The 17593-nt window shown below is 50.7% G+C and carries 20 protein-coding genes and 2 pseudogenes; 7 read left to right on the top strand and 15 right to left on the bottom strand.

The genetic code is table 11. From position 1 onward, the window contains the following. The first annotated feature begins 58 nt into the window (after positions 1-58). Together panC and CKV94_RS09895 are read left to right on the top strand one after the other, a co-directional pair. The gene (gene panC, locus CKV94_RS09900; protein ID WP_003822230.1) at positions 59-892 is read left to right on the top strand and encodes a pantoate--beta-alanine ligase; all 834 of its coding nucleotides are present in this window, start codon (positions 59-61) and stop codon (positions 890-892) included. 265 nt (positions 893-1157) lie between these two features. After that, positions 1158-4244 (top strand): DNA translocase FtsK, encoded by a 3087-nt coding sequence (locus CKV94_RS09895; protein ID WP_003822228.1) that lies wholly within the window; start codon positions 1158-1160, stop codon positions 4242-4244. A 746-nt stretch (positions 4245-4990) separates the two neighbouring features. Here the strand turns inward: CKV94_RS09895 and CKV94_RS11610 are convergent. From CKV94_RS11610 to CKV94_RS09880, 4 genes are all read right to left on the bottom strand, one after another. Next, entirely contained in the window at positions 4991-5047 is a 57-nt protein-coding gene (locus CKV94_RS11610; protein WP_408607583.1) for a hypothetical protein, read from the bottom strand. A 175-nt stretch (positions 5048-5222) separates the two neighbouring features. After that, positions 5223-6122: a plasmid partitioning protein RepB C-terminal domain-containing protein gene (locus CKV94_RS09890; protein WP_003822225.1), complete on the bottom strand. Its 900-nt coding sequence runs from the start codon at positions 6120-6122 to the stop codon at positions 5223-5225. Further along, positions 6109-7002: a plasmid partitioning protein RepB C-terminal domain-containing protein gene (locus CKV94_RS09885; protein ID WP_003822224.1), complete on the bottom strand. Its 894-nt coding sequence runs from the start codon at positions 7000-7002 to the stop codon at positions 6109-6111. The genes CKV94_RS09890 and CKV94_RS09885 overlap by 14 nt, the downstream gene beginning before the upstream one ends. Continuing rightward, complete coding sequence (locus CKV94_RS09880; RefSeq protein ID WP_003822223.1) at positions 6999-8564, bottom strand: recombinase family protein; 1566 nt, start codon at positions 8562-8564, stop codon at positions 6999-7001. Before CKV94_RS09880 ends, CKV94_RS09885 begins: the two co-directional genes overlap by 4 nt. Positions 8565-8619: 55 nt before the next feature. Between CKV94_RS09880 and CKV94_RS09875 the strand changes: the two genes are divergently transcribed. Together CKV94_RS09875 and CKV94_RS09870 are read left to right on the top strand one after the other, a co-directional pair. Next, positions 8620-8961: a helix-turn-helix domain-containing protein gene (locus tag CKV94_RS09875; RefSeq protein WP_003822222.1), complete on the top strand. Its 342-nt coding sequence runs from the start codon at positions 8620-8622 to the stop codon at positions 8959-8961. Positions 8962-9236: 275 nt separating this feature from the next. Further along, entirely contained in the window at positions 9237-9716 is a 480-nt protein-coding gene (locus CKV94_RS09870) for a phage virion morphogenesis protein (RefSeq protein ID WP_035579936.1), read from the top strand. Between the two features lie 187 nt (positions 9717-9903). Here the strand turns inward: CKV94_RS09870 and CKV94_RS09865 are convergent, their stop codons facing one another. Further along, positions 9904-10149, bottom strand: a complete 246-nt coding sequence (locus CKV94_RS09865; RefSeq protein ID WP_035579933.1) for a surface lipoprotein assembly modifier — start codon at positions 10147-10149, stop codon at positions 9904-9906. A gap of 145 nt (positions 10150-10294) precedes the next feature. On the opposite strand from CKV94_RS09865, the pseudogene CKV94_RS09855 reads away from it, so the two are divergent. Continuing rightward, a pseudogene (locus CKV94_RS09855) lies at positions 10295-10477 on the top strand (ABC transporter C-terminal domain-containing protein); the annotation flags it as partial. Positions 10478-10528: 51 nt separating this feature from the next. Here CKV94_RS09855 and CKV94_RS09850 read toward each other — a convergent pair. From CKV94_RS09850 to CKV94_RS09840, 3 genes are all read right to left on the bottom strand, one after another. After that, positions 10529-10864: a thioredoxin family protein gene (locus tag CKV94_RS09850; RefSeq protein WP_002641729.1), complete on the bottom strand. Its 336-nt coding sequence runs from the start codon at positions 10862-10864 to the stop codon at positions 10529-10531. Positions 10865-10956: 92 nt separating this feature from the next. After that, on the bottom strand, positions 10957-11457 hold the full coding sequence (locus CKV94_RS09845) for an OsmC family protein (RefSeq protein ID WP_223417298.1): 501 nt from the start codon (positions 11455-11457) through the stop codon (positions 10957-10959). 46 nt (positions 11458-11503) lie between these two features. Next, positions 11504-12352 (bottom strand): aldo/keto reductase, encoded by an 849-nt coding sequence (locus tag CKV94_RS09840; RefSeq protein ID WP_003824814.1) that lies wholly within the window; start codon positions 12350-12352, stop codon positions 11504-11506. A gap of 128 nt (positions 12353-12480) precedes the next feature. On the opposite strand from CKV94_RS09840, the gene CKV94_RS09835 reads away from it, so the two are divergent. Continuing rightward, complete coding sequence (locus CKV94_RS09835) at positions 12481-13371, top strand: LysR family transcriptional regulator (protein WP_095114615.1); 891 nt, start codon at positions 12481-12483, stop codon at positions 13369-13371. Between the two features lie 42 nt (positions 13372-13413). Here CKV94_RS09835 and CKV94_RS09830 read toward each other — a convergent pair whose 3' ends face one another. The 7 genes and pseudogenes from CKV94_RS09830 to CKV94_RS09800 form a co-directional block, all read right to left on the bottom strand. Then, a complete protein-coding gene (locus CKV94_RS09830; RefSeq protein WP_064086049.1) occupies positions 13414-14067 on the bottom strand; it encodes an IS1595 family transposase in 654 nt (217 codons plus the stop codon). Positions 14068-14205: 138 nt separating this feature from the next. Continuing rightward, positions 14206-14766, bottom strand: coding sequence for a LysR substrate-binding domain-containing protein (locus CKV94_RS09825; RefSeq protein WP_003821654.1), 561 nt, complete (start codon positions 14764-14766; stop codon positions 14206-14208). A 189-nt stretch (positions 14767-14955) separates the two neighbouring features. Next, positions 14956-15258, bottom strand: a complete 303-nt coding sequence (locus tag CKV94_RS09820) for an ArsR/SmtB family transcription factor (RefSeq protein WP_003821656.1) — start codon at positions 15256-15258, stop codon at positions 14956-14958. A 79-nt stretch (positions 15259-15337) separates the two neighbouring features. Next, on the bottom strand, positions 15338-15859 hold the full coding sequence (locus CKV94_RS09815; RefSeq protein ID WP_003821657.1) for a rhodanese-like domain-containing protein: 522 nt from the start codon (positions 15857-15859) through the stop codon (positions 15338-15340). Positions 15860-15871: 12 nt separating this feature from the next. Next, positions 15872-16066, bottom strand: coding sequence for a YgaP family membrane protein (locus CKV94_RS09810; protein WP_080543217.1), 195 nt, complete (start codon positions 16064-16066; stop codon positions 15872-15874). Between the two features lie 277 nt (positions 16067-16343). Beyond that, complete coding sequence (locus CKV94_RS09805) at positions 16344-17003, bottom strand: hypothetical protein (protein WP_003821659.1); 660 nt, start codon at positions 17001-17003, stop codon at positions 16344-16346. A 112-nt stretch (positions 17004-17115) separates the two neighbouring features. After that, positions 17116-17325 (bottom strand): annotated as a pseudogene (locus tag CKV94_RS09800) (hypothetical protein); the annotation flags it as partial. On the opposite strand from CKV94_RS09800, the gene CKV94_RS09795 reads away from it, so the two are divergent. Then, positions 17296-17568 (top strand): type IIL restriction-modification enzyme MmeI, encoded by a 273-nt coding sequence (locus tag CKV94_RS09795; RefSeq protein WP_003821661.1) that lies wholly within the window; start codon positions 17296-17298, stop codon positions 17566-17568. The pseudogene CKV94_RS09800 and the gene CKV94_RS09795 sit on opposite strands and share 30 nt — an antisense overlap. The last annotated feature ends 25 nt before the right edge of the window (positions 17569-17593 follow it).

Here is a 17593-nt window from a genome sequence, read left to right as displayed (position 1 = left end):
CCTCTCCCAGCACGGCGGAGTATACTGCGCCGCATTTTATTGATAGGGCAAACCAGCCATGAAAATTATCCATACCATTAAAGAACTGCGCGACTGGCGCCGCGAAGCTGGCAGCGTGGCATTCGTGCCCACCATGGGCAACCTGCACGAAGGGCACCTGGCCTTGGTGCGTGAAGCGGCCAAACGGGCAGACAATGTGGTGGTGAGCATTTTTGTCAACCGCCTGCAATTCGGCCAAGGCGAGGATTTCGACCGCTACCCGCGCACGCTGGAGCAGGATGCCGCCAAACTGGCTGGCGAAGGTGTAGCCGTACTCTTCGCACCGAGCGAGCAAGAGCTGTATCCGCACGTGGCTCAGCAATACAACGTGGAGCCGCCCAATCTACAAAACGAACTGTGCGGCGCGTTCCGCCCGGGGCATTTCCGCGGCGTGGCCACCGTGGTGGCCAAGCTGTTCAACATTGTTGAGCCCGATTACGCCTGCTTCGGCAAAAAAGACTACCAACAGCTGGCCATCCTGCAAGGCATGGCTGCCGATTTGAATTTCCGCGTGGAAATCGTGCCGGTAGACATCGGCCGCGCCGCCGACGGCCTGGCGCTCTCCAGCCGCAACCAATACCTGAGCGAAGCCGAGCGCAAACAAGCCCCGCAGCTCTACCGCGAATTGCAAGCCGTTGCCCGCGCAGTGGAAAACGGCAACCGCGACTATGCCGCGCTGGAGCAACAGGCGGCAGCAAACCTGAAACAGGCCGGCTGGCAGGTGGACTATGTGGAAATCCGCCACGCGGGCAATCTTCAGGTAGCCCATGTCGGCGACGGCGAACTGGTGGTGTTGGCCGCCGCCCGTTTGGGCAATACGCGCCTCATCGACAATGTCGAAATTCACCTTTGATATTCCAAAGAAGTAAACCGTTTGGCTATCCCCCTCCGCCCGCAATATGCGGGCGGAGATCTTTGTAAAGCCTTAGATTTGAGCAACAATCAAAGCGCCAGCATCACAGAACGCGCAAACATATCATACAGATAGGCAGACCATCGGGAAGCACATCACGCAGAAATGCGCCAAAGTCGAGTTTTTACCCAGGCCACAAGGTTTAATTTCGACGGGAAACACGTTAAAATACCAGCCTTTGCGCCAAATTCGGGAGCCGCTGTTTATGTTTTTAGTTTTTCTGCTGATTCTGTTGTTGGCCGGCATCGCCGTGCTCTTGTGGTGGCGCGCACGCGAAGAGCGCGAATGGCTGCTGGAGTTTACCTATCTCAACCGGCACCAAAACAATAAGCAATCCACTGATATCGAAGCGGAAAATACACCGCAGCAACAACCTGCCCGCCCCAATGTGCTGCCGCAGCGCGCGCAAACCCAAGTGAAGCTGCACTATCAAAAAGTGCAGGACGAATTGCAGCGCAAAATCGAGTTGCTTGCCGGTGGCGTAAAGAAAAAAGCCCGCCGTCGCAACGTGAGCGAAAACCAAGAAGAGCTGCCGATTTTCAGTCCCACCGAAGAAGAAACAGCCGCCGCGGAAGCTGCCCTGCTGGCAGAAACTGCCGTTGATGCGACTCCTGAACAGGTTGACAACACTGATAGCTCTCATACAGCCGAAACCGAAACCAATACCGCCGCCGAGCCGGAAATCCACGATTTATCCGCTCCCGATGCCGATTTGCCGGTGATCACCGAAGCCGAAGCCACCCGCCACAGGCTACCTGAAAACATCGAAAACGAAGAAAACCAGCCTGAGCCGAGCATCATTTCCCTTTCCGAAGCCACCCGTATGCTGCATAAAAACGAAGCAGCCGAAGCCAAGCCACTGGAACCTGTGGTGCTGAACTGGCCGATTAAAGCCCCCTCCCCCGCCGCTGAACCGCGCGAAGAAATCACATCAGCCGATCCCGCCGTGCAGTATGTGCGCGAAAAAATTCAAGCCCACCTGCCGCCTGCAGCCGAGCCTGTGCCTGAAGAGCCTGCCGAAGAGCGGCACACCATCAGCCCCGACGACATCCGCAACAACCTCCTGCGCCAGCGCCTGCGTGCACGCCGGCAACCCCAGCCCGCGCCCCAACCAACCATTGCCCCACAGCAGCCCGATTTGCCGGTAATCAATGAAGACGAAATCTTGGCTAATCTGGCCAAAACCGATGCCCCGGCCAATCGCCAGCGCAGCCGCTTCAAACGCCAAACCGTGCGTGAGAGCGTGATTCCAGCCGCTGCGCGCGTGAACCACAGCCAGGGCGCACAAGTGCCGACGGCTATGCCGCTCCAGCAAGCCCAACCGCTGCCGATTTCCACCCGCTTTACCCCCTTCAATCATGGCACTGCGCCCGAAAGCCCCGACGCCCAGCCCACTGAGGAGGAGTCGGCGCTGCCCGCCGAACAGCCACCGATTTTTTTCCCGCAAAGCACCGTTGAAGACAGTCCGCCTTGGAGCTTGGCTGAAACTGTGAGCGACGATACCGCTGAAACGTATTCAGACACCGCCGACCAAGCCGGTGCCCAATATCACTTCCGTCCCGACCTCTCGCTCACCGAGCAAGCACCGGCTACCGAACCCGCCATCGAATTCGACAACGGCAACGAATGGCAGCAAGCCTTGGAGCAAGGCGCAGCCGAAGCCCAGGCGCAAGCTGCGTGGACAAGCCCCGCGCCCACTGCCGCGCCCGGCATCCCTCCCCTGCCCGACCTGCCGACGCAGCCCGCGCCAGTTTCGGCCGTTTCCGCCGTATCGTTTGCCGATTTCGGCCACTACCATGTGCCGATGAACGAGCTGCTCCTGCCGCCGCAATACGACAACGAAGCCACCCTCAGCGAAGAGCAGCTGCTGGACAACAGCATCAAAATCGAAGAAAAACTGGCCGAGTTCCGCGTGAAAGTAAACGTGGTGGATGCTTATGCCGGCCCGGTGATTACCCGCTATGAAATCGAGCCCGATGTAGGCGTGCGCGGCAACTCAGTGATTAACCTGGAAAAAGACCTTGCCCGCTCGCTCGGCGTGGCCGCCATCCGCGTGGTGGAAACCATTCCGGGCAAAACCTGCATGGGCTTGGAGCTGCCCAATCCCAAGCGGCAGATGATCCGCCTGAGCGAAGTGTTCAATTCGCCGGTGTTTGCCGAAAGCAAGTCCAAGCTCACCCTCGCGCTGGGCCAGGACATCACCGGCCAGCCGGTGGTAACCGACCTCGCCAAAGCCCCGCATCTTTTGGTGGCCGGTACTACCGGCTCGGGCAAATCCGTGGGCGTGAACGCCATGATTTTGTCGCTGCTGTTCAAGGCCACGCCCGACGAAGTGCGCATGATCATGATCGACCCGAAAATGCTCGAGCTCTCCGTGTATGAAGGCATCCCGCACCTGCTCGCGCCGGTGGTAACCGACATGAAACTTGCCGCCAACGCGCTCACCTGGTGCGTGAACGAGATGGAAAAACGCTACCGCCTGATGAGCCATGTCGGCGTGCGCAACCTCGCCGGTTACAACCAAAAAATCAAAGATGCCGCCGCCCGCGGCGAGCGGCTGGCCAACCCCTTCAGCCTCACCCCCGACAATCCCGAGCCGCTCATCAATCTGCCGCACATCGTGGTGATCGTGGACGAATTTGCCGATCTGATGATGACGTCTGGCAAAAAAATCGAAGAGCTGATTGCCCGCCTCGCCCAAAAAGCCCGCGCCGCAGGCATCCACCTCATTCTCGCCACCCAGCGCCCCAGCGTGGACGTGATTACCGGCCTGATTAAAGCCAACATCCCCACACGCATCGCCTTTCAGGTAGCCTCCAAAGTGGACAGCCGCACCATCATCGACCAAATGGGCGCGGAAAACCTGCTCGGCCAAGGCGATATGCTCTTCCTGCCGCCCGGCACCGGCTACCCGCAGCGCGTACACGGCGCCTTCGTGGACGACAGCGAAGTGCAGCGCGTGGCCGAATACCTCAAAGGCTTCGGCGCACCCGACTATGTGGAAGACATCCTCACCTCCGGCGTGGGTAGCGACGATTTGTTCAGCAATGCCAACAGCGGCATCGGCGGCAGCAACAGCGGCCAAGACCCCCTGTTTGACGAAGCAGTCGCCATCGTTTTGCGCACGCAAAAAGCCACCATATCCTCCATCCAGCGCCACCTGCGCATCGGCTACAACAAAGCCGCCACCCTGGTGGATCAAATGGAAGCCGAAGGCATCGTTTCCCCCGCCGACAACAACGGCAAACGTACCATCCTCGCCCGGCCGGATCATTTGGACGATGGTGCATAGGAGCGGATAAGCTGGAAAAGGGCTACCTGAAATTTTCAGGTAGCTTTTTTATTGCAACGTGCTATCAAGCTCAGCCAATTTTGGCTTTACTAAGCAAATAACATATATATGCTCTGTCTGTTCCGGCCTACCCCCACACAGCAGGCTACCTGAACGCAGTAGATTGAACTCTTAAATTTGGCATAAAGGCTACCTGAAAATTTTCAGGTAGCCCATACAAATCAGTCGGCCTTGTTACTGTGCCCTAATTTTTCCTAGTAATTTACGCACTTCTTCCAAAGCGTACCAACCCCATGATTTATCCATTTCTATCCCCTGGATGACACTAAAACGGTTGTTTCTATATAATAGAAATCGTAAAAATAAAATCACAATGATTTCAATTTATTATTTCTGAAAATTAGTATAATTCTTCAAAATACGTAAAAATAACGCCAAGAATAGAGTAATAATAGCATTATATTTTACAAAATTAACATAGGGTTTTAATTAAACCTTGGGGCTGACATAGAGAACCCTAGAATACAACACATCAATCCAGCAAAATTTTAAGCTGCCGAGACAGTGTATCGACGAGACAGTGTATCGAAGTTAAATTCAAATTTGCACAAAACCAATATCTTCATTATGCAAAACAAAAGAAACGCTTAGTCTGCCCCTCTATACATTTCCCACAACACCTCCGTCAACCACAAGCAGTTCCAACTTATGCAGCAAGCTCGCCTTCAATTTTTCTACTTCAACAATCAAATCTTGCGATTTGTGCTTCCCCGTTCAATCTTGGCATAGCTGCTAGGAGACATTCCCATTTTTTCAGCTATGTCTCCCAGCACCCGGTTCTGGGTTTCACACAGAAGATTGATTTTCTAGTGTGTTTTCATTAGCCACTACTTTTTCGGAGGGTGGCGTACTTTTTGTGATTGGAGTAACAAAGCTAAAAAAGCCACCTTTCAGAAATGAGGCAGCTTTTTTGATACTTTACTCTTTCTCAAGAGACATCGGGGCTTGTTGTAATTGCTGGGAAACCGTATCTAATGCGGTTAGGATGTCCGCATAATACAAGCTGATGAACTCTTTCACAGCAGAGTTATCTAACAATCTTTTTAAATAACCGCCAGCCACAATCAAAGACAGATTGGTATCACTAATTTCTTTCTCTGTCCGGGTATAGTCCTCCTTCAACCTGTCCATTTCTTGTTCCAACAGTGAAAGTTTTTCTAGACTATCCGAGTGCTTTTTCTTTTTCTGAGCATGATCAACCAAGTCTTCCTGGGAGGAGGCCACCAAGATCATCTCCGCATAGGACTTGGTGAACTTGTTGGCTGCAATCATCATATCTGCAGCTTCCATCTGTCGGATGGGTTTCATTTTTCGGAGAATCCGAAACGTATCTTGTGCCAGATGCTTGTCTGCGAGTTTCGCGGCTACTTCGGGCGCGATATCATTCAGCAAATTCAACTTGCTTTCGATTCCGGATAAGTTGATATTCAGGGTTTTGGCAATTTTCTCCCTTGATATGCCTTTGCCAATTGCACGGCTGATCATCCGGTATTCCTGAATTGGGCTTAACCGGTTAATTTGCCGGTTATAGGTAAATCCTTCATCGTCTGTGGACAGCAGACATACTACCGTGTCGATTCCTAGTTCTTGTAAGGCAAGCAGACGGAGATGACCGTCCAGTAAGAGGTACTTACCGTTTTCTTCATAAACAGCCAGCGGCTCAATAACACCAATTTCCTCTACTGAGGCCAAGATGCTTTTGAACTTCACGCTTTCCCGTATCCCTGCGGGGAAGGGGTGCATGGTTTGAATATCTTTGAGCGCGATGTTCTTCAATGATGCTTGGAAAGCATAAGCGATGTGTTTAGGCTGATTCATTGATATATGTTTCCCTATAATGGCTCAGACATTTACTGAGGTTCTCAGGCATATCTACGATTCTCTCTGCCCGAAGCAGTGTTTTGAAATGATTATCCTCAAACAAACGATTTAACCCAGAAAGAATGATCAGCAGCTGTTGTTGGCAAAATTCAGCCTGTGTTGCCATCAACTGTCTTCGCTTAATCTCATTCTCATACATTTGAAGTAGCTTCTCCTTATTGATAGGTGTATTACGCCTCGGAGTGAAGTGGTAAGTTTTACCATCACGCTTTCTCTGTTGGATCAGTCTCCTGATTTTGGCAATATCTCCGCGCTTTAGCTTCTGTTGTTGGTAAAGATCGGATAAAGCCGTTTGAACTTCTTTTTCTTTTGCACGGGAAATATCGACAGCAACGTCAATCGGCAAATAGCCTTTTTCTACGCCTGCAATCAGGCGTACCTCACCTTCTCGCAACAAATGTAAAATTCCCCGTATGTATGCTTGATGAAGGCCGATTTTTCGTGAAATATCTTTTTCGGAATATCCACGTTCATACAACACCCGAATGGCAGACAGTATTTCCAAATTGGTGTGCTTACGTCTAGCAATATTTTCAGCCAGGCTGATTAAAAATCCTTCGTCACCACTAACCTCCACAATGTGACACGGTATGTACTCTTCACCTAGCTCTTGGCAGGCGGTCAATCTTCCTTCGCCGCATAATAGGCCATACCATTGTTCTCCATCCAATATTTCCGATTTGGTAACGGTAATCGGACGCTTTAGACCGACTGCCGCGATGCTGGCGACCAATTGGTTAAACACTTTAGGGTTCCTACTGCGTGGATTCAGGACCTTGATTCGATTGATCGGTAGTGTTTGAATCACCATCCTCATAAAATTGCCTCCTTAATCAATACCCGTTTACTCATGGCAAAAAAACGACTCAAATCTTTATGGCGATAACAATCCCAGTCAATCGGGTTTTGTTCCGTCAATCTCACTTTGGCACAATGGGTTTTTTCGGAAGGAAGTAGATAGTAATCTACTATTTTTTCCGCCGTTTCATCCAGCCGCACAGCTATGGTCAAATCAGGAGCAAGGCTACTGTCAAAACGTATAAACCAGCGTTTGGTACCAGCATCGGTTATCCGACAGCGTGCCAGCACTAGAGAAACAAAAAACTCCTGATTAATATGGAGTAAATCGTTTTCCGGAATGCGGGATACCGCTCCCCCCAGCCGCTCAATTTCTGCAATCGTCTGCTCAACCAGATCTGCATGAGTCCGTCTCAAGGCACGATTGATTTTCAGATAGCGATAGTCTCGGCTGGGTGTATAACCTACTTCCTGATAGCTCTTAAGTAGGCTTCCGAAGCGGCTACGAAACATACTGCTGGAAGGGCAATCTGCGGCTTCATCAATGATCAAGCCAGACAGCTTGCCGTTAATTCTGAGTAGCTCCTTTAATTTATCCAGCATTTCTTCATTGCTCCAATGCCGGCTTCTTTGATGGATAATGCTTTGGGCGGCATTGAACAGTACGGTGGAAACAATGGGTTGAAAGACTGAATTGGCCCGTACCCATTGTTCGGAGGCATTCTTGCCTTTATGTGGTTTGAAGGGCGAATAGCTGCTTTTGTTCCAGACATTATTGCCGATGTATTTTTCGTTAATCAGGATTTGATGCACAACACCTCTAGTCCAAGAGGTGCCACGGTCGGTCAAAATGTGCTGTCTGTTTAAATCATCAGCTATCGCCTGTTCGCTCATTTTTTGGTAAATGAAGTCCTCGTAAATTTTCCGGATAACGGCCTGTTCATGTTCCGGGCCGGGAACCAGAATTACCCTGTCGGTTTGGATACTCTTATGTTCCCCGGCCTTAAGCTCAAATTTTGGCTGCCTGTTCTCGTCTACCAACAAACGGCGCAATCCGTACCCTGCAGAGCCGCCTTGTCGAAAACCGAGCCTGATCAAGTTTTCCTGTCCGAGAAAAACCTTCTTTGATAGTCCCTTGCTAAAGAGACCGGCGGAAGTTTGCTGGAATACATCTATGATACCTGTTACTACTGGATCCAACTCTTCTGTTGCCACTGGAATCGGTTCCGCACATTTGTGCAGAATGATGTTTTGCTGCTGACAGAGGTATTGGTAATAACTAGATTCTTGCGGGTCAATAAAGCGTCCCCAGCGACTCGCGTCATAAACCAAAATATGACCGAAATCTGCTTTGCCGCTTCTGACCAAATCAATTAAGTTCAAGAACTGATACCGTTTTTGCGTCACGACTCCGCTGATGCCTTCGTCAATAAATTCACCAACAACGGCCAGTCCGTTCTTATTGGCATATTCCAGCAAAAAAGCTTTCTGGTTATCAGGCGAATATTTCTGATGATCCGTGGACATACGGATATACAGAACCGCTTTTTGCTGTTTTGATAACTGTTCCTTTGGATCCATAACAAATGGTAGGTAATTTATTGATTAACAAAATATAAAGGAACAGTTAGGAAAAATGTTGCACTCAAATGGAAAAAAACTTCCCTTGAAGAATATCAATGAAGATATGTGGAAAGAGTTACTCTCAAGCGCTTTATACAAAGAATTGCAGAAAAATCATGTCAATGTCAAAAACCTTGCACATTGGACAGGTGTATCAGAGCGAACAGTCAAAAACTGGTTGGGAAAAAGGTTTATGCCTGACAGCTTGGCTATGATCAGGTTGATGCAGCATTCAAGCTTTGTCCGTCAAATCGTACTCACTCAGATCTGTTTAAGCGAAAACTTGAATGCGGCAATGTTCGTGTGTGAATTCAAAAAGTTTCTTGCTTCATCAGAAGCATATCTGAGAGACTGATACTAGTAAAACAGGCATCTCCTGAAGGATATGCCTGTTTTGATTTCATAATGCAGATCACTCAGAGCGATCTAGTGTCGAGAATGTCATCTCAGGGAACTTTTCTCGTGCAAGCCGGCGTAGATTAGTTCGATGCTCGGCACCGAAGAGGGAAATAAAAAATAATTTGCTGTTTGTTGCTAAAATATTTCGACGCGCCGCCGTCTCCGCGTTTTGTTTCCATCACTCAATGCCGCCCAGCTGGCTTGGGTAATTAATCTATTGAAAGGATGACGATGCTGGAAATCAGCCTGGACGACAGCGACCTGCAACGCGGCCTCGGACAGCTGTTGCGCAACGCCCGCCACCCGCGCCCGATGATGCGAGCCATTGCCGCCGAACTGCTCAGCATCACCGAAGACAACTTCGAATCCGAAAGTTGGGGCGGTCAAAAATGGCCGGCCAATACGCGCGGCGGCAAAATCCTGCAAAAGAGCGGACAACTGGCCGCCAGCATCCACACCGCCTCCGGCAGCAACTTCGCCCGCTTCGGCACCAACAAACCCTACGCCGCCATCCACCAGTTCGGCGGCACGGTCAAAGCCAAAAACAAACCCTATCTGGTATTCAAAGTCGGCGACGGCTTCCGCAGGGTCAAACAGGTCAAAATCCCGGCACGCCCCTACCTGCCAATGAGCAAAGGCGGTACACTTCAGGCCGGTGCCGAATCCCGCCTGCTGGATGTCACCCTCGATGCTTTGGTACGGGGTGTCTGAAAATAAAAAAGCGGGCAAATTCGCCCGCTCCGTTTTGTTGCACCCAGTGCAACGTTGTTACAAATTTCCTATCCCCCTTCATCCATCCTCATCCAACTTAATCCCATTTATCTCACAGACCCCTTATATTTATTTCACTGGGTTTCACCAATGATGGATTTTTTTCGATTAAAGAACCATTAAACAATTAAAACCGATAACGCAGGTTCACGAGCACTTCGTTTTGCCGATAGCGGTAGTAGTCGGCATTGCTGCGGTTTACGGTGTGCTTGAAGCGCAGTTCGGGGTAAATGCCGTGCCACTGCCAGCGCGGAAAGCCCAGCGCGACAACAGCGGTGTATTGTTTGTCTTGGCGCCGCTCACCGTTGCTGATGAAGCTGGCCGCATCATAGCGGCTGCGGCGGTGCATCAGCAACAGGTTGGCATAAGGCAAAGTGGCTATTACTGTGTATGTCTATGTCATGAAACCGCACGACGCTGGCATCGCCGCCATGGCGGTTGACACAGTCGGCGAAGGCTTGCGCCATATGGATGCGCTCAATCCACCGCTGTGATGCCCAGTGCGGGTTGTCTGCCGAGATGTAATCGCCGCGCTGGAAGCCGAACAGGCCGATTTAAACGCCCAACTTTCCGACCCCGAAATCTTCAAAGACTACGAAAAAGCCGGCAGCCTGCAAGCGCGCGCGGAGGAAATCGAAACGCTGCTGCTGGAGAAATTGGAACGGTGGGAGATGCTGGAAGGGAAGCAGAACGGGGGGTGATTTTGAGGGTTCAGGTAGCCTGATAGGGCGTCTGAAACATTGATAGACCAGTTACTGATGTCCGCTTTCTGCTACTTTTGTCCATTTTGCCAATGTCTGCTTCATTTGTGCCTGAGGGATGAAGCGGGCCATCCGTTCTACTTCCTTGCCTTGATAAAACAGCAGCCATGCAGGTGCGGTCAGCACGTGGAAACGTCCGGCCATTTCGGGTATTTCAGCAATATCGGCTTTTACGGCATACACATTTCCTTCCTCCGCCAAAGCTGAGTCAAGCTGGGCGGCCACGACCGTACAAACACCGCAGATTGGGGCTTTGATGTACAGTGATACTAAAGGGTGTGTGGCGATGGCCTGTTCGATGTCTTTCAAAGTGTGCAGTTGTTGCATGTCATGTCCTCCTTTGAGCGATTAAGCCCTTTTCTAGTTGTCCAGAAAAGGGGCTTTTAACGAAATGAAAACAAGAAAACGTTTTGAGTCGTCTAGATTTTTTCCACAACCACTTTTGCCCGCGCTTTCAGGCTGTTCAACACTGGCGAGGTGGCGGCGGAGCGGTCGGCGAAATTTTGCAGGGTAGGAAGGTCGGCATCGGCTTTTACTTTTACGGTTAGCACCAGATTATCCAGTCCGCCGTAGCCATCTTCCATGCCGCACAGTTTGGCCATGTCGATACCGCCGCTTGCGGATATTTCAAACTGTTCCAGTTCCACGCCTGCTTGTGCTGCTTGCAACTCGAAACCTATGGCGCAGCAGCCTGCAGCAGCACCGATCAGGTATTCCATCGGACTTGGGGCGGCGTTTTCACCGCCCATGTTTTTCGGTTCGTCTGTGGTAAAGGCAGGGAAGCGGCGCACGGAGATTTCGTTCTTCGTGCCGGATACCCAGCGCGAATCGGCGCGCAATGCTGCCTTGCCTTTTGTATGGTCGTTTTCAATCGCTGCCATGGTAGTTCGGAAACGTTCGATATCTAACCCGTTAATCATGTTTTGTCCTTTCATATGATGAATTGCAGATGGTTTTTCGCTACACTTACACGTCCATTTTCCACGCGGCGATACGTTTCAAATTATCCACCGTGTCGTGATTGACGATAGCGTCGAACGTGCCGTCCAGTTTGGCAATTTCGGCTTTGTCTTCATCACTGAGAGCAAAATCAAAGACATTCAGGTTTTCCGCCATGCGTTCGGGTTTGGTGGATTTTGCCAATACAATGATGCCACGTTCCACCAGCCAGCGGGTAATCACTTGTGCCACAGATTTGCCGTATTTCGCACCGATTTTGCTTAACACGGGATTGTGGAAAATATCGTTTTTGCCTTCAGCAAACGGTGCCCATGCTTCCACGGCGATGCCTTCAGCCTGCAAAGCGGCAACGGCTTCGGTTTTTTGTTGGAACGGATTGATTTCAATCTGATTGGCTTGCGGCATCACTTTATTGAATAGTCCCAAATCCACCGCGCGTACGAGCGAAAAATTGCTCACGCCGATGGCGCAGATTTTGCCGGCTGCCTGATATTCTTCCAGCGCGCGCCATGTGCCGTAGCTGTCACCGTAAGGCTGATGAATCAGCACCATATCGATGTAATCCAAATTCAGACGGCCCAATGAACGATCCAACGAGGCTTTGGCGGCTTCGTAGCCGAAATTTTCCACCCAAATTTTGGTGGTAACAAACAATTCTTCGCGTGCCACGCCGCTGTTTTTAATCCCCAAACCGACTTCGGTTTCATTCATATAAATCTGTGCCGTGTCGACGTGGCGATAGCCTGCCTTGATGGCGGCAATCACGGCCTGTTCGGTTTCTGCAGGCGGAATTTGGAATACGCCGAAACCAAGTGCAGGAATTTGTACGCCTTTGTTTAATTTGATGTTTTGCATGATATTGTCTCCTGTTTGTTCTCATGAAAGTGTAGCCATTTTAGCCCGTGTTTTTATTGAGATAAATTAGGTTTGGTTTTATGATGTCGTGAATTAAATTCACTAATCACCTAAAACGGGGTAGGAAAATGCAGAACTTTAACGAGCTGAATTATTTTTTGACGCTGGCGCAAACGCAGAGTTTTGTGAAAGCGGGGCAGCTTTTGGGGATTTCTTCTTCGGCGTTGAGCCACAGCATGAAAAATCTAGAAACGCGGCTGAACCTGCTCCTGCTCAACCGCACTACGCGCAATGTGTCGCTGACCGAAGCGGGGCAGCAGCTTTTCGACCAACTTTCTCCACTTTATCAAGCCATAAACCAAGAAGTCGATGCGTTAAATGACTTTTTGAATACACCATCGGGGCTGATTCGTATCAATGCTCCGACGCTGGCGGCGGAAGCGGTGTTATACCCGAAATTAAAGCCGATTTTGAACCAATACCCGAAAATCCGCTTGGAAATCGTGGTGGACGATCGTTGGGCAGATATTGTGAAAGAAGGGTTTGATATGGGCGTACGGTTAGGCAACGATGTAGCGAAAGAGATGATTGCGGTGCCAATTTCCGCACCGCTCAAAATGGCGTTGGTCGCCTCGCCCGATTATTTGGCGCAACACGGTTCGCCGAAAAATATTGACGATTTGCAGCAGCACCGCCTTATCGGCACGAAGCTCTCCGCCGAACACGGCACGGTGATGCAGTGGGAATTCAAATACAAAAAAGAGCTGATTACATTCACGCCCAAATCGCAGTTTTCCATCAACAACCATCTACGCCTGCAAGCCGTTTCAGACGGCCTCGGCATTGCATGGGTGGCACATATGAGCGTGGCAGATGCACTCAATTCGGGGCACCTGGTCGAGCTGTTGCCTGAGTATGCGATGACTTACGAACCGCTTTACCTCTATTACCCCAGCCGCCGCGGGCATTCGAATGTGTTTAAGTTGATTGTGGATGCGCTGCGGGTAGAGGTCGTCTGAAAAGGCTACCTGAAAAATAAAAGGGGCTGTACTAGATTAGCCCTAAATTCCACACCACTCCCGCAAGATTTTAAGCTGCCGGGATGGTGTGCCGAAGTTAAATCGAAATTCGCATTCTTTCAAGAACAGCGGGAAAGATTTGCGATCGATTCCGTTGTACTTGCGTAAGACGCGTTTTGCCTGATTCCAAAAGTTCTCAATGCCGTTGATGTGGTTCTGGCGGTCTGCAAATTCCTTGGAATGGTTGATGCGGTAATGGATAAAACCGCTCACGTCCAACTTGTCGTAACTGCTCAGACTATCGGTATAAACAATACTGTCCGGCATGATTTTCTGTTTGATAACAGGCATCAAAGTATCGGACTTGGCATTATCCACCACAACGGTATAGACCCGTCCGTTGCGTTTCAGAATGCCAAAGACAACCACTTTTCCTGCCGCACCGCGACCACGTCTGCCTTTACGCCGTCCGCCGAAATAGCTTTCGTCCAATTCGACAGAGCCATCGAAAACCTCATCGGCAGCCAAGGCCAAATGATGGCTGATGACCATACGGATTTTGCGGTAGAACAGGGCTGCCGAATTGGGATGGATACCCAAAATATCGGCGGCAGAACGGGCGGTAACTTCGAGTACAAAAAAGCGGAGCAGTTCTTTCTGTACTTTCTTCCTTAATTTGCAGTGTGTTATCTTCATATTTCGAGGGTAACATATCTGCTAATCTAGTACAGCCCCAAATAAAAAGCAGTCTGCACTTCCATCAACAAAGTGCAGGCTGCTTTTGAAATTTGGCTTTGCCGCTTCCCGCTTCGTCCGTTTTCAGTCTGCCCAACTTCAACGGTATTGCGCCGTTTTCTCCAGCAAAAACTCAATCACCGCCTGCACCTTTTTCGTCCGCTGGCTGTGTTGCAGATAATAAAGATACAACGGCGGATACTGCCGCCAATACTTTTGCAGCACGGGCACAAAATCCGTGCGGTCGGGCTGTTGCTGCATATTGTGGGTAAACGCCCGTCCAATACCCAAGCCTTGGCGGGTGGCATCCAATAAGATTTCAGGGTCGTTGCAGATAAGTGGCGTATCCATTTCCACGGCGGTTTCCTGCCCGTTTTGCACAATCACCAGCGGCTCGATTTTGTTGGACGAGATAAAACGGTAGCCAATGAGTTTGTGGGCGGGCAAATCCTTGGGCGTTTTCGGCGTGCCGTGTTGCGCGGCGTAGCTTTGGCTGGCGTACAGCCCTTCCTGCGTGCCGTTCAGCAGCTTTCGGGCAACCATACCTTCATCCAAACGGTTGCCGAACCAATCAATCATCTGCTCCAACTTCAACAGCGGGAAGCAGTCGATATGTTGGGCAATCATGGCTTGTGCGGTTTGCCGGAAGAAGATGCTCATAGAAAATCCCCTAAATGTCTTGGTGGGAATTTAGGGGATTTGGAGAATTTTGCAAAGGTCTCAGGTTCATTAGGCAATAGTGCAAAGGGTAGATTACTAAACACAACAAAAAGGTCGTCTGAAAAATTTTCAGACGACCTTTTAGGCTAATTTTTCCGGATAGTCTGTCCAAGGCAGTACAACCACATTTCAATCTTTTCCTGCACAGAAAAAGGAATACAGCAGCTGTATCATCTCGTTGACTCGTGAATCGGCAATGTAATATTGCCGCTCTCGGTGGTTCACTTCAAAAGACACCAATCCGGCCTCGCGCAACAGGGCTAATTGGCTGGACATCGCCGCTTGAGGCAGGCCGGATGATTCAGCCAGTTCGGTTACATTGTGCGGTCTTTCGTGCAGCTTACATAGTACGGCGAGGCGATGGGGGTTTGCCAGAAGTTTAAGAAAGGCAGCGGCTTCTTCGTAGGGCGGTTGATTATCGGCAGTGGTCATGGTTTGCCCTTTTCGGCAAATGTGAAGGTCGCATTATCAGTCATAACTGCCGCAGCGGCAACTTTCGGACGACCTCTGTTTAGCGGTTCCATGGCATTTTGGCCAGTAGTCGTGCCATGCCGCAGAATCCGGTTAAACCGGCTGTCAACAGGCCTGCGCCGACTAGCGCATCTATCAGATAAAACCAAGGCGACACCAGCCAACCTACCAACACGCCGAACAGAACCAACCCGCCCGCGATGGTTTGCACCTGCCGCATGATGTCCGGCGCGGCATGTTCGGCGATTATGGGGAGACCTGCGGCTTTCCATGCCTGCAAACCGCCTTCAAGAATGTAGCACTCGCGTCCCCGACCAAGTTCCGCCAATGCTGCTTCCGCCTGCGCCGTGCGCTTGCCGCCTAAGCAATAAAAAATCAGACAGGGCGCGGTGTTGTCGGGCAGTTTTTCACGATGTCGCTCCGGTGGCAGGGACAATGCGCCGCCAATATGCCCGCCCCGATATTCTGCTTGGCTGCGAATGTCCACTGCCAACGCACCCTCACGAATTTTCGCTGCCGCTTCCTCAGGAGTAATCCGTGGAAGTTGTCCTTCTTTACTCATGTTTTGCTTTCTTTATTTTTTGTTGATGTGGCAGGTATTGATGCCCAATAAGCTGTACAACGCGCAGCTTCCTATCAAAGCGGTAGCCAGCGGGATGATGCCCAACCAACCCCACCAGCCGATTTGACCGGTCGCAGCGGCGGCAATTAAGGCTACCCCAATGACAATGCGGAGAGCGCGATCCAAAGTACCTAAGTTCCGTTTCATTTAATTGCTCCTTGTTTGAGAGTGATTCATCTAAAAATAAAAATATATAATAAAAATTATATATAACAAATATTATAGCTTTAAGATAATTTTGTCAAACGGTTTGCAACCATGCGGCTCAAAAGGATGGGATGACCTTATTTTTAAACGGGTATGTGCAAGCTAAGTTATGCCTAATTTGCTACACGCAGCAAAAAGGTCGTCTGAAATTTGCTGACTGTTTTTCAGGCAGCCTGCACCATTCAAGGCTACTTGAAAATTCATTTCTAAAAAAAGCTCATTCATTCAATGCTGCCAATCTCGCCCGAACTTTTGCAGCCGCATCTTCCGTGCTGTTGCCGACAATAACGTTTTGTTTGTCGTCGAAATACTGCACGGCAGGGAGGTCGCGCAGGAAGCCGTCAATATCTTGTGCGGTCAGGAAACGGCCGTGCATATCCCAGCCGACATTGAGGGCGCGTCCTTTGACGGCAGCCATGCGGTCGTGCAGATGGCCGTAGAGGTGGTATAGGCCGTGGTGGATGCCGTCCCATTCGTATAAGGGATAGTGGCACAAAATCGCGGTATTGCCGATTTCGGGCAGTTTGAGCCGTAGGTAATGGCTGGCGGACGAGAGCAATGGATGGCCGTCGGCTTTGCGCGTGTTGAGGAAATGTGCTTCGTTTTGCCGAATCAGGTAGTCGTGGTTACCGTAGATCAAATGATGCTGCCCGTTGAGCCGTTGCAGCACGGCTTCGATGTGTGCGGGCTTTTTGGCAAAGCAGACATCGCCGAGGTTGTACACAGTGTCTTGCGGGGTAACGACGCGGTTCCAGCAGTCGATCAGGTATTCGTTCAGCTCGTCGGCTTTATCGCTTTGCAGGCGGAATTGCGGGCAGTATCGGGCGATGTTGGGATGGGAGAAGTGCCAGTCGGCGGTGAAATAGGTTTGGGGCATGGGATACTCGGTTTCTGGTGATCTGACAATAAAAAACAAGGTGCAGGCTGCTTTTTAGGCCGTCTGAAACAGGGTTGTGATGATAAAAAAACAGCCTGCACTTTTTGCCTGCCTATCTGCCGGTCAATACCAACCGTTGGCAGAAAGCTTCCCAGTCTGCAAGGTTCACGGCGTGTGAGCCGTCTGCTAACCGGTGTACATCGGAAGCGCAGGCGGTGTGCCAATAGGTGTAAAACGGTAGTTTGGCGATGTCGGCTTCCAATACGGCAGGGGCATTGTCTTGTCCTGGCGTATGCACAATCGGCAAGCCGACGATGCTGAAAAATCTCACATAGCCGCGCTTGCCGAAGACATCCTGCTTATCCGCGCCGACTCCCCCGACCAAACCCTCGCACAACTCTACGACCCCGACAAAATGCCGCCGCCACTCAAAGAAGCCCATCTCCGCCTCGATGCCGCCGTTGACCGCCTCTACCGCGCCAAACCCTTTTCAGACGGCATGGAGCGCGTAGAATTTTTGTTTGACTTATACGAAAAAGCCGTCAACGGCCAAACAACGCCGTAAAACGGCATCTTTGCCCCGACATCAC

Origin of the sequence: Eikenella corrodens, assembly GCF_900187105.1 — a bacterium.
Taxonomy (GTDB): domain Bacteria; phylum Pseudomonadota; class Gammaproteobacteria; order Burkholderiales; family Neisseriaceae; genus Eikenella; species Eikenella corrodens.
The sequence above is the reverse complement of the archived record's forward strand: the minus strand, read 5'-3'. Positions and strand labels throughout refer to the sequence as shown.